10 protein-coding genes, 1 tRNA gene and 1 riboswitch are annotated in these 11,544 nt (G+C 65.8%); of the genes, 4 read left to right on the top strand and 7 right to left on the bottom strand.

What is annotated here, in order from left to right; genetic code table 11:
* Nucleotides 1–179: 179 nt before the first annotated feature.
* The 3 genes from MJ785_RS07675 to MJ785_RS07665 all read right to left on the bottom strand — a co-directional run bounded on the left by MJ785_RS07675 (nt 180) and on the right by MJ785_RS07665 (nt 1,355).
* A tRNA-Ser gene (locus tag MJ785_RS07675) sits at nt 180–266 on the bottom strand.
* 104 nt (nt 267–370) lie between these two features.
* Nucleotides 371–826 (bottom strand): tRNA adenosine(34) deaminase TadA, encoded by a 456-nt coding sequence (gene tadA, locus MJ785_RS07670; RefSeq protein ID WP_239310207.1) that lies wholly within the window; start codon nt 824–826, stop codon nt 371–373.
* A 43-nt stretch (nt 827–869) separates the two neighbouring features.
* Complete coding sequence (locus MJ785_RS07665) at nt 870–1,355, bottom strand: tRNA adenosine deaminase-associated protein (RefSeq protein ID WP_239310205.1); 486 nt, start codon at nt 1,353–1,355, stop codon at nt 870–872.
* Between the two features lie 360 nt (nt 1,356–1,715).
* On the opposite strand from MJ785_RS07665, the gene MJ785_RS07660 reads away from it, so the two are divergent.
* The 3 genes from MJ785_RS07660 to MJ785_RS07650 all read left to right on the top strand — a co-directional run bounded on the left by MJ785_RS07660 (nt 1,716) and on the right by MJ785_RS07650 (nt 5,148).
* Nucleotides 1,716–3,017, top strand: coding sequence for a M23 family metallopeptidase (locus MJ785_RS07660; RefSeq protein ID WP_239313766.1), 1,302 nt, complete (start codon nt 1,716–1,718; stop codon nt 3,015–3,017).
* A gap of 99 nt (nt 3,018–3,116) precedes the next feature.
* Nucleotides 3,117–4,382, top strand: coding sequence for a Mur ligase family protein (locus MJ785_RS07655; RefSeq protein WP_239348219.1), 1,266 nt, complete (start codon nt 3,117–3,119; stop codon nt 4,380–4,382).
* A 13-nt stretch (nt 4,383–4,395) separates the two neighbouring features.
* Entirely contained in the window at nt 4,396–5,148 is a 753-nt protein-coding gene (locus tag MJ785_RS07650; protein ID WP_239380260.1) for a type 1 glutamine amidotransferase, read from the top strand.
* Here MJ785_RS07650 and MJ785_RS07645 read toward each other — a convergent pair.
* Nucleotides 5,112–5,627: a MarR family winged helix-turn-helix transcriptional regulator gene (locus MJ785_RS07645; protein ID WP_239373093.1), complete on the bottom strand. Its 516-nt coding sequence runs from the start codon at nt 5,625–5,627 to the stop codon at nt 5,112–5,114. The genes MJ785_RS07650 and MJ785_RS07645 overlap by 37 nt on opposite strands.
* A 273-nt stretch (nt 5,628–5,900) precedes the next feature.
* On the opposite strand from MJ785_RS07645, the gene MJ785_RS07640 reads away from it, so the two are divergent.
* Nucleotides 5,901–6,560, top strand: coding sequence for a plasmid partitioning protein (locus MJ785_RS07640; RefSeq protein WP_239348216.1), 660 nt, complete (start codon nt 5,901–5,903; stop codon nt 6,558–6,560).
* A gap of 528 nt (nt 6,561–7,088) precedes the next feature.
* Here MJ785_RS07640 and MJ785_RS07635 read toward each other — a convergent pair.
* The 3 genes from MJ785_RS07635 to corA form a co-directional block, all read right to left on the bottom strand.
* Nucleotides 7,089–8,072, bottom strand: coding sequence for a C40 family peptidase (locus MJ785_RS07635; protein WP_239309022.1), 984 nt, complete (start codon nt 8,070–8,072; stop codon nt 7,089–7,091).
* Nucleotides 8,073–8,257: 185 nt separating this feature from the next.
* A riboswitch (cyclic di-AMP (ydaO/yuaA leader) is annotated at nt 8,258–8,429 on the bottom strand.
* 448 nt (nt 8,430–8,877) lie between these two features.
* The gene (locus MJ785_RS07630) at nt 8,878–9,249 is read right to left on the bottom strand and encodes a hypothetical protein (protein WP_239309024.1); all 372 of its coding nucleotides are present in this window, start codon (nt 9,247–9,249) and stop codon (nt 8,878–8,880) included.
* 721 nt (nt 9,250–9,970) lie between these two features.
* Entirely contained in the window at nt 9,971–11,158 is a 1,188-nt protein-coding gene (gene corA / locus MJ785_RS07625; RefSeq protein ID WP_239309025.1) for a magnesium/cobalt transporter CorA, read from the bottom strand.
* Nucleotides 11,159–11,544: the final 386 nt, after the last annotated feature.

The following is an 11,544-nucleotide window of genomic DNA, read 5'->3' as shown; positions in this document are numbered from 1 at the left end:
GGCGGTTGCTCGTCATCCTGCTCGTCGTCAAGGGGCGTGGGGGAAGCAGTCGAAGGATCTTTCCGGGGGATGGTCCGGCGCCCACCGGCGGACCGAATGAGACCGGAAGTGAGACCAAATGATCAACGGGCAGATTCAGGCGTGGGTGCGCCGGTGCGACTGACTGGCCTGGTAGAGAGCGGTGGAGGTGGGATTTGAACCCACGGAGGGGTTGCCCCCTCACACGCTTTCGAGGCGTGCGCCCTCGGCCACTAGGCGACTCCACCGCTAGCTAGCTTACTGGACGCGGCGGGCATGCTGGCGATTGCCTGTCGGCGGGCGCGCGGCGGCGCGATCCGGTCGCTTTTAGTGGTCGGGTGCTGTTAGTCAATCATGAACCGGATGTCCGGCGCGGGAGCCGGCGGGTGGCGAAAAAGTCCGTGAGCAGGCGTGCGCATTCCTCTTCCCGCACGCCTGTGATCACCTCGGGGCGATGGTTGAGCCGCGGGTCGCGGACGGCATCCCACACTGATCCGGCTGCTCCGGCCTTGGGGTCATACGCTCCGTAGACCAGCCGGCCGACCCGGGCGAGGACCAGCGCGCCCGCGCACATCGTGCATGGTTCCAGGGTGACAACCAGGGTTGCGGCCGACAGTCGCCATGAGCCGGCTGCCGCCGCCGCGGCGCGCAACGCGACCACCTCCGCGTGAGCGGTCGGATCCTGGTCGGCCTCCCGGGCGTTACAGCCCCGGCCGATGATGGTTCCGTCCGCGGCGGACACGACGGCACCCACCGGAACGTCCCCCGTGAGCAGAGCCCGTTCGGCCTCTTCCAGCGCGGCACCCATCAGATCGGCGAAGCGGGCCACGCCGCCGTGTCCGGCCGCCACCTCAGTTCCCGATTTCGTCCAGAATATCCGCGCAGCCAGCGCGTTCACTGATCGCGAATATGACGTCGGCAGGTAGCAGCCCCTTTTCCGTAATCAGTTCGAGGAGGGCGTCCGCGTCCGTGCCGACGTCCGCAAGCAAGTCGATGTCACCTGCTGGTGTGGCGCCCGCGAGCAGGTCGTCGGACTCGTCGTCGATGGCGGCACTGCCCGCCGGCGGCAGCGCACCCGCGAACAGCCGATCGGCCAGCGCCGAGGTGAACAGCACCCGATGGTCGGACAGGAACACCCTGGGATCACCGGTGTCACCGTCGATCCGGACAATGCCCAGGTACTCGTCATCCTCCTCGATGAAGGCGATGACGAGTTCGGCGGAGATGTCATGCATGAAATCCGCGAGCCCGTCAAGGTCTTCCGCGTCGTCAAGACTGATCTCGTGTGCGCTCCAGCGTCCGCGCTCGCGGCCGATGGCACTGGCTCTCTGCGTCACCGAACTCCCCCACGTCCTTCTATCGAGTCCATACCCACTTCAGCACCCGGCTCCGTGCCTCCGCTTGGCGTTGTGGCGACCACGGTGGTCGCCCAGCCCGCGGAGCCGCCCGAGCGGTCACCGGACCCGGCGAGCCGCTGTCCGCCGCCGCGTGGGCTGGGGCATGCCCCGGTCGGACGACAGTCACCGTGCTTTCGCCCATCGGACGCCCATATCGGGCACGTCATATCACACCTTGCAGCACACTTGTACCTGATCAGCTTACTGGCGGACTTAACGCACCAAGGACGGCGCAATCATGCTGTCGCGCTGTTTTCGTGCGGCCGACGGTCTGGAAGATTACTACGGGGGTGACGTTGGGTGTGGACCCAGCCGGGTGTCCGGGCGGCTGTTCCGGCGGCGGATGCCGACACCCACCGCGGTTGGCGCGGCTCGGCCGGTGTGCCGCCGCTGGTTGCCGGCGCGGCGGCTGCGCTGTTACTGGCGGGCACAGTGGTGAGCGTGAGCGTACTCGGCGCGGGAAGCGTCAGCCTGAGGACGCGGGCTGGTGCCCATCCGCCCGTCGCGGCTGCGTTCGGCGCGCTTGTGGGTCCCCGAGCCTCGGTGGGTCCGCTGACTCACCGCACCGATCCGTACCTGTTCGTCACCACTGATCGCAGTCTTACCCGGACTGAGATCGATCGACTCGGCCGGGCCGTGGGCGCATCCGAGGCGGTTGTCGCCGATTTTGCCGAGGTGAGTGTGGGAAGTGGCCGTACAGGCGCGATTGGGGCTGATCCAAACGTGCTGCGTACCGTCGCGCCCGCGGGCACTGCCGAGGTCACCGCGCTGTGGCAGCGAATCGCGGATGGGGAGATCGCGGTTGCGCACAGTGTTGCGGCGGCGCTGGATGTGCGGTTGGGCGGCCAGGTTGATGTCGGCCATGACCGGCCGGTTGGTTTACGAATCGGTGCGTTGGCAACAATTCGTCTGCCGGGTGTCGGGGTGGTGGTGGACCGATCCCGGTCCGCCGCGCTCGGCCTGGTCGCCGACAGCGCGGTGGCGCTCGTCGTCCCCGGGACACCGGACCCGGTGCTGCTTGCCGCCACAGCCCGCCAAGCTGTCCAGGGCCTGCGGGTCATGTCGCTGCGGACTGTTCTGCCGCCACCCGCGGCGGCTCCCTCGGCTCCCTCGGCTTCGAGCTGGTCCGCGCCTGGAACACCGCCACAGGATGATCCGCCCGCGCCCGGAGCGGCACCGCAGTCGCCGCAGCCACCAGCCGCGGCCGATCCGGTGGCGCCGGGCTGGGTGCCACCGGTGATCGGGACGATCTCCCGCGGTTTCAACCCCACCGCCGGCTCCGAGCGTCATCTCGGGCTTGACATCGCCGCGCCACTCGGCACTCCCATCATGGCCGCCGCCGCCGGTTATGTACTCTACGCCGGGCCCGCCTCCGGCTTTGGGAACGAGATTGTGCTGCAGCACGGGGATGGTGTCGAGACGCTTTACGGGCACATGCGGGTCCTCACGGTCCGGGGAGGAACCGTCGCGGCTGGTCAGCAGATCGCCCTGGTGGGAAACGAAGGTCATTCCACCGGCCCCCACCTGCATTTCGAGGTGCATGTCGGGGACCGCCCGGTGGATCCGTTGGCCTGGCTCCGCGAGCACCATGCCCGGATCTGACGATTTCACGTCGTCGGCGCCAGCCTGGGCGTGGCACCCTGTGGAGATGTACGGGGTCTCTGTAACAGGCGAGACGAGTCATGGCACGCTGATGAGGCGATGACCACACCACCCCCACGCCGTTTCTCCACCCGGACCCGCGCCGCGCTCGCGGTGGAGAAACTCGCGTCCTCAGCCTCCCGCCGGCTGGGACGTGGATCAGGCGAGATGATCGGCGGTAAGCTCGCCCTACAGGTATCCCCGCGGATCCTCACCGAGGTCGCGGCCGGCCGGATGGCGGTCTGCGTCAGCGGGACCAACGGCAAGACCACGACCACTCGGCTGCTGGCCCGCGCGCTGGGCACCCTCGGCCCGGTGAAGAGCAACAGCGGCGGCGCGAACATGGCGCCGGGGGTGCTCGCCGCGTTGTCCCGTCCGCCCTTCGACGCGGCCGCCGCGCTCGAGGTGGACGAAATCTGGTTGCCCAAGGTCGCCAGGCAGATCCTTCCCCGGGCGGTTGTGCTGCTCAACATTAGCCGTGACCAGCTCGACCGGTCGAACGAGACCCGGCGGATCGCGAGCCTCTGGCGTGAGCTCGGGGCGGATCTGCCCGCCGCGACAGTGGTCGCCAACGTCGACGACCCGCTGGTCGCCTGGGCCGCGTCCGGGTGGTCGAACCAGATCTGGGTGTCGGTCGGGCAGAACTGGACAGCGGATGCGATGGTGTGTCCGCAGTGTGCCCGGCTGCTGCATCGCAACTCTTCGGGGTGGTGGTGCGACTGCGGGCTGGCCCGCCCGGAGCCGATCGTCGCCGTCACCGGGCCTGGCGAACTGCTGTGGTTCGGTCGTCACATCAGGGCCTCCATCGACCTGCCGGGGCGGGTGAACCTCGGCAACGCGGCGATGGCCGCCGCCGCCGCGAAGCTCTTCGGGGTCGAGGTCGCGGACGCGCTTGCCGCGATGACCGGTCTCGATGACGTCCAAGGTCGCTATCAGGAGGTCGAGCTCGGTGAGAGTGGTGTACGCGGGCGGCTCCTGCTGGCCAAGAACCCGGCCGGCTGGGTGGAGATGATGGAGCTGCTCAACACGGCGCCCGCGCGCCCGGTGATCATAGATTTCAACTCCCAGACCGCTGACGGCCGTGATCCTTCCTGGATCTGGGATGTCCCGTTCGAGCGGCTCGCGGGCCGCGACGTGCTGGTGACCGGCGAGCGTAAGGAGGACATGAGCGTCCGGCTGGCCTATGCGGAGGTTCCGCACACGGTGCACCCCGACGCCGAGAGCGCGGCGTCCACGGTCTTTGACAAGACCGTGGACGTGGTCGCCAACTACACCGCCTTCCGTGACATTCTGGGGCGGGTTGCCCCGGTGGGGACAACCAGATGACCAGGATGGCGGTATGATCTCCGACTCGGCGACCCGCATCGCTCTGATCTATCCGGAGCTGCTCGGAACCTATGGTGACGGCGGCAACGCGACCGTGTTGGCACAGCGGCTGCGTTGGCGAGGGCTGGCGGCTGAGGTGATCAACGTTCCGGCCGGTGAGGTGGTGCCCGGCGGCTGCGACATCTACCTGCTGGGCGGGGGTGAGGACGCACCGCAGGTGCTGGCTGCTGACGGCCTGCGCAGAAGCACATCGCTGCTGCGAGCGGTCAACGAAGGTGCTGTCGTCCTCGCGGTGTGTGCCGGCTATCAGGTGATCGGCGCATCTTTTCCCGCTGGCGACGAGGTGCATGACGGGCTCGGCCTGGTGGATGTGGAGACGCGCCGGTCGTTCGACCCGGCTGACCAGCCGGCGCCGCCCCGCGCGGTCGGTGACATCGTCGTGGAACCAACATCCGACCTGGGTCTTCCGGTGCTGCTCGGTTACGAGAACCACGCCGGGCGTACTCGACGATTGGCTGGCGGCCGGGGCAGGCCGTTGGGCGTGGTACGCAAGGGCGTCGGTAACGGCACCATAGACCAGACCGACGGCATCGTGGATCACCACGTGATTGGTACCTATCTGCACGGCCCGGTCCTCGCGCAGAACCCCGCACTGGCCGATCTGTTGCTGTCCTGGGTGCACGGCCCGCTGCCGGCGCTGGCTGACCCCGCTGAGATACAACTACTGCGTCAGGCGCGGCTGCGCGCTCTCGACGTCGCGGCCTGACTCCGTGACGGCAGCTGCGCCCTGTCGCGTTCGGCAATCGCCGCGTTGAGACGACCGAGAAGCGTTCCGAAACTGTCGCGTTCGTCCTTTTCCCAGCCGCTCACCAAGCCGCTGATGCTCGTTACCCGCGCTGCCCGGGTGACGACGTAGCGATCGCGTCCGCGTGCGCTCAGGGTCACCAGGCTGGCCCGGCGATCGGTGGGATCGGTGGCGCGTTCCACCAGCCCCTCGGTGGCCAGTGCGGCGACCTGGCGGCTCACCGTCGAGATGTCGAGGGCGAACACCGCGCCGAGGGTGGTCAACCGTACCGAGCCGTGGTCGTACAGATAGCTGAGAAGCAGATAGGCGGAACGGTCGAGAGGCGGGCCGGAGCCGTCCGCGATGGCCATGCGGAACCGTTCGGCCCGGCGGCCGAGCACGGCCAGCTCATGCTCGATCTTCTCCAGCGCCCGATGATCGAGTGCTTGTTCATTGTCCACCTCGGCCTCATCCCTACGCCATGTCATCCGTCCGCGGCGTCTCGGATCTCTACAGATTCTTGTGGATACACCATCGGCACGAAGCGGGTGTCCTGGGGCCGCCGCGACGGATCCGTGGAGCGGCCGCTGGCGCCTGGCCGCGTCCGCCCGGCTGGTTGCCGTTGGCGTCAACCCGCACGGGTGTGTGCCAGACCACGGCTGTGGTGCCCGACTCGTCCACGCCACGTGTCGAATCTGCCGAATCAACGGCTCTCGGTGTGGTTCGGTTGTCTGGTGGCGTCGAATCCGCTCAAAGCCGGGAAAGAGCTGTGGAGCAAGAACCGTCGACGGGTGCTGGTGGCCGCTGGCGTGGTCGTCGTTGCCCTCGCCTACGGGCATCACTCACCCGAGGTGAAGACCGAGCGCGCCGAGATTCCGGCGGGCTACGAGTCCGCGGGCCGGGAGCTTGCGGTCCACGCCGAGGCCAAGCCCGAGAAGCCGGTGCCGCTGCTCCTCGTCCTGCATGACGACGAGAGTGACGCGGCGACGATCGAGAAGGACAGTAAGGTGTCCGCGCTTGCTGATCAACAGAAGTTCGCTCTGGTGTATCCGGAGGCGGTGGCCAGTACCTGGCAGACCAACGGTCAGGACGCGCGGTATCTGTGGGACGTGGTCCGTTACGTCGCCAAGGAGCGATCGAACATCGATATGTCCCGGATCTACATCTGGGGTGCGGGAGAGGGCGGCCGTCTCGCGCTCACGGTGGCCTGCGGCCCGCTCGACCCCGCCCAGCAGCCACTGTTCACGGCGGTCGGGACGGTGAACACGGTCGGGCCGCTCCCCGCGTGTCCTTCACGGGTCCATGTCAAGTCAGTGGCTCTTGCGCCAGGGCGGAAATGGAACGAAGCCACGACCAGCGAGCTGTGGAAATTCTCAAAGGACATCAAGGGCTAAGCGGTCGCCGCTCCCTGATCGAACGCCCTATTGCCGGTCACTCTAAGCGGCCACCGAAGGCCACGCGATGATGGTGTTTTCGCGTGGCCTTCGGTCTGAAGCGAGCTGGAGATCCCGGCAATTTGTGGATCAATCCTCGACCCGCCTCGTCGGCTGTCGTTGAGAGGGCTCCCGCCGGTCGGCTTGGCCGGGGGGGTGGCACGGCCGACCAGCGGGAGCCCAGGACCTCCGCCGGCCAAGCGCACTGTGGGGGGGGTTCAGTGCGAAAGGCCGGGGAAGCCCGTGTTCCGCCGGGCATTGCGAGCCGGGGGGGTTGGCTCGATCCGACCAGCGGAAGTCTTTGGAGACATCCAGTTGTGGTTTGGGACCGCCAGACCGGTGTTTATATCGACAACACCGATCTGGCGGTGAGGTTCACGCGTGACCGGAGGGGGAGGACACGCGTGAACCCGCTATATGTTTTTCAGAGGCTGACTGCGTCAGTCATATCAGTGAGATGAAGGAGTCAACGAGCGAGGCCGCTGGCCGCTAACTGACCCGGCCGACTGAGTATGACGTGGTGTAGATATCTCTGAGCGAAACGACTTCACCGGACTTTGGTGCCGCCCACATCTTGCCACCGCCGGCATAGATGCCGATGTGGTAGATGTTTCCCGGCGTACCAAAGAAGATGAGGTCGCCGACCTGCTTATTGTACTGCGACACATGGGCCGTGGCTTCGTACTGTTCTTCCGCGGTGCGGGGGAGACTGCGGCCGAGCTGTTTGAAAACATACTGAACCAGGCCGGAACAGTCGAAGGAGTAGGGGCCCTCCGCACCATACACGTAAGGCTTGCCGGCTTGCTGCGCGGCCAGATAGACAGCTCTTTCACCGAGCGATCCGACTGGCATCGTAGCATCCGCTGTATCGGAGGTGGATACCCGAAACGCGGCAGCAGCGGCCGAGCCGGCGGCCTGCGCCGGAGGCGCGGGGACCGGACTGGGCACCACCGTCATAGTACCAACGTTCGAGGAGCGAGCCGACTGCAGGGCATCCGTTCCGTCGAAGATAGCAGTGATCTGTGTGGTGGTGAGAACCTTGGCAGTGTAGCTCGCAAAGCCCTGCTCGTTAGTATACAGGTGCTTGAATGTTGCCCAGCCGTCAGGCAGCTTTACCTGAATTTTGATGAGCTGGTTTGACAGCGGCGCGTGGGTCGTCCCGTCCTCGAGGGAGAAGCCCATGTCAATGGGCTGGTCGGCCTGTACTGACACGTCCGGATTAGTGACCCTGAGCGCGACACCTGACTTGGGGTGCAGGTCAGCCTGATCGATCACATGGCTGGTGATGGACCCGGGGCCAACCGAGGTGGCCGGGTTGATAACGGACGTGCGCAGACCGGCGAGTGACGCCTGGCTTCCGAACTGAGAGCCAAGGGTGATCCGGGAACTGACCGAAGTCTCGTCCATCCCTGAGTCGGTCGGGGCGCAGCCGGCCAGCGCGACGCCTGACACCGCAACCGTGCCGGTTGTCATCGCCGCGACCGCGGCACGTGCCCGGACGCGGCCGGGGGCCGACGGCGGAGCGGGCGCGCGGTGCCTGCCGCGGGCTGGACGCCCAGGTGTCTCGGCCTGAGGTCGCAGCGAGGACAGCGACGCCGTCGGCGACGAACATGGCCATATTGCCGGATCAAGCTGCACATCGGGCGCAGACAAGACTGTGATCCTTCCCGTTCGCCTGCGAGGTGAGCTGTCGGGTTCGGGCTGGGCTGCCCGGTGGGCCGTGCGACCAGCACACGACTCACTTCACCCCTAGGTCGGCACCGTGGCTCGGTGCCAAACCGGTGGAGGATGGGTCCCCCGCTCCTGCCCTGGTGACGACTCGGAGGGGACACCGGGGCCGTGGGCAGGATTCGGCGTTCGGCCCGGTGTTGTCGTGACGTCGGCGCGAGACTAGTTCAAAAGGATGGTGCCAGCAAATACTAGTCCCTCACAACTACGGCGAGTACTCGCAGAAGTGACCATAGCGGTTCCTCCCATCCTCCTTGCCGATCACTCGCCGCTCTATCTTGATCTGCTGGCCACTGCGACAGGTCGCCCAGACGGAGGCTTGCCATGCCATGACCCACAGGATGCGGAAGATGACATTACGCCATAGCGGTGACGGTCCGGCGACGGGGGGGTGCTTGAGTGCCGACAGCTATATATCGCTGACATGTAGTAGCGAAAATTGTCTTAATGAATAGGCTCGCTAGATTACGCACTGTGTCAGCCGTTATGGGATTTCCCGCTCCGAAATCCGCTGTGCGAGAGGATGTCCGCGGCCTGGGACGGGTCGGCGTCAGCGGCGCCGGGCGCGGGTGTCGCGGCGGGAGAGCAGGCCCGCGGTCTGCAGGACGTGCAGTTCGACCGCGAGTTCGTGAATCTCCGGGGGCAGGGAGCGGTACTGGCCGGACAGGGCCTCGACGGCCGCCTGTGCGCGGTCCGCGAGATCGTCCAGCGCCCGCTGATGGGTGCGCATCTGCGCTCGCTCGTCCTGGATCGCGCGGACCGTCTCCTCCTGCCACCGCCGGGTGCGCATCAGGCGCTCGCTGGCGTCGGCGGCCTGCCGCTCGGCATCCTCCAGCCGCCCAAGGATCTGATCGAGCTGCTCCAGTCTTGTCGCCAGCTCGGCGATAAGATCGTTACGGACCGGGTATGTCGGCTGGGTCATCGGATCGCGTCGCGGATGTCGCGGATGTCGCGGTCGACGTCACAGGTGATGGTGTGGATACGGCGGGGGGCGTCGTCATTGCCACCCACGCCCGCGTTGCGACTGAGAACGGATTGTAACCGTACGCTGCCGCTAGCCCGCGGCTGGGACGGCAGTTGACTGTGAACTCCCGCACGAAGGCCTGACACAGGCGATTACGGTAGCCGACAGCGTGGTCTCCGTGAATCCCGCTGTCGGGTGATATGTCGTTGTTCCTAGTATGAAATAGCTATCGAACGAAGCCGCGGTGCGGTCCTGCTGGGTACGGTATAGTCCTGACGGGCGGTATCCCAGCCGGGTCGGCGGGGCCGCGCCGTGGTAATTCCCATGGCCCGGCCTGTGGCACTGGTTGTGCCAGTTGTGCTGGCTCGAACGGAGGCCACCCGCGTCTGGCGGGAGCTTCGCGGCGCGGCCAGCTCGGTGGATAATTTGCCTGGTATTGTGGCGCCTTCAACACCCTGCTCAATTTTTACACACGGGACGCCACGAAACATGAGTTCGGTCGGTTTTTGGGCGTCAGCCACGCAAAAAATGATGATCGCGGCCTTCTGCTATACCGGTCAGCTCGTCGGTGTATCGGCTCCACCGGCGAGCTGACCGGACCGGCCGCGAAAGCCAGCAGCAATATTCACGAGCGTCCATCATGCTATCAGTTGATATTTGAGCGTACCACGGTACGAGGCTACAGCCAGCCATTCCGTTTGAAGGCTCGGTGCAGGGTGAAGCAGATTGCCGCCATCAAGCAGAGAGCAGCGGGATATCCCCACGGCTGCCGCAGTTCGGGCATGTGCTCGAAATTCATCCCGTAAATGGCGGCAACCGCTGTCGGAACCGCGGCGATGGCGACCCAGGCACTGATGCGGCGCATGTCCTCGTTTTGCGCGATGGCCACCTGTGTCAAGGTCGCCTGAATAATTGACGACAGCAGCTCGTCGAATCGAGCTATTCGTTCGGTGACCTGTTCGAGGTGGTCGGCCACGTCACGGAAGTATTCCTGAATGCGCGGGGCAATCCCGCCGACGTCCGGTTCGGTGAGCGCTCGCAGCGGAGCGGCGAGTGGCGTGACAGCGTGCTTGAGCTCAAGCACCTCACGTTTGAGCTGGTAAACTTTACTGGCATCGGGCGGAATCGATCGGTGAAAGACCGATCCCTCGGCGTCGTCGATGTCGATTTCAATCTTCTCGGTAACCGCCAGGTAATCGTCGACAATCTGGTCGCAGATAGCGTGGAGGACAGCCGACGGTCCGTGGCGGAGCATTTCCGGGTGCGCTTCCAGCCGGCTGCGCAGGGCTTGGAGCCCGCCATGTTCCCCATGCCGGACCGTGACTACGAAATCCTGGCCGAGAAACACCATGACCTCGCCGGTGTTGACGATCTCCGATGTCGAGGTCAGCTCCTCGTGTTCCACGTAACAGGCGGTCTTGAGGACGACGAAAAGGGTCTCCCCGTATCGCTCCAGTTTCGGCCGTTGATGGGCGGTGACGGCGTCCTCGACCGCGAGCGGATGCAGCCCGTAGACATCGGCGATATTGGACAGTTCCGTCGTGCTCGGTTCGTACAGGCCGAGCCAGGCAAAACTGCCGCGGTGATCCCGGGCAACACGCAGCGCATCGGTATGGTGGATCGATCGCGGATCGCGGTAGCCGTCCCGGTATATGTGACACGCGATCACTCGGCCGGGCGGTGTCGAAGGACTCTCCGGGCGTATGCGGCGGCGTTTGGGGACCATCCGGACCAGTGACACGGGCTTGCTCAGGGCGCCGGCCAGCCATCCTGCCGCGGTTGACGGATGGCTGGCGGCAGCCTGTGCGAACGGAAGCTGCCCGTTGTGCCGATTACCGCTGTCGTCAGCAGACTCCTTGTTGTTCATTTCCGGATCATCCTGTTCATGTCCTTCGCTTAATTGTTATGCGGTCGATAGTTATGCCGGTCTGGCTTTTTTGGGTACCAGTGTTTCGGGCGGGCGCTGGCGCGCATCGCCGTGCGGTCGAACGGTGCTTCGCTGGCTGGCGCCACGGCATTGAGTAACCATCCTGTTCCAATCGGTCGCGGCTGGACTTTTTGTGGCCTTCTTGTCAGTACTTCTACCCGTACCTGCCTGATCCTCGTTACCGGCGGGGGTGCTCGACGAGCCCTTCTCCGATCATGCCCCGCTGAGAGCGTGTGGGAGATCAGGCTTTCGATCAGTGAGCCGCGTCCAGGCGGCCCCTGGCAAGGCGGGAGGCCGAAGCGATACCGGATGAGTTGTCTCGGTTT

Source organism: Protofrankia sp. CiT1 (assembly GCF_917627335.1).
Lineage (GTDB): Bacteria > Actinomycetota > Actinomycetes > Frankiales > Frankiaceae > Protofrankia.
This window is presented reverse-complemented; position numbering and strand designations above follow the sequence as displayed.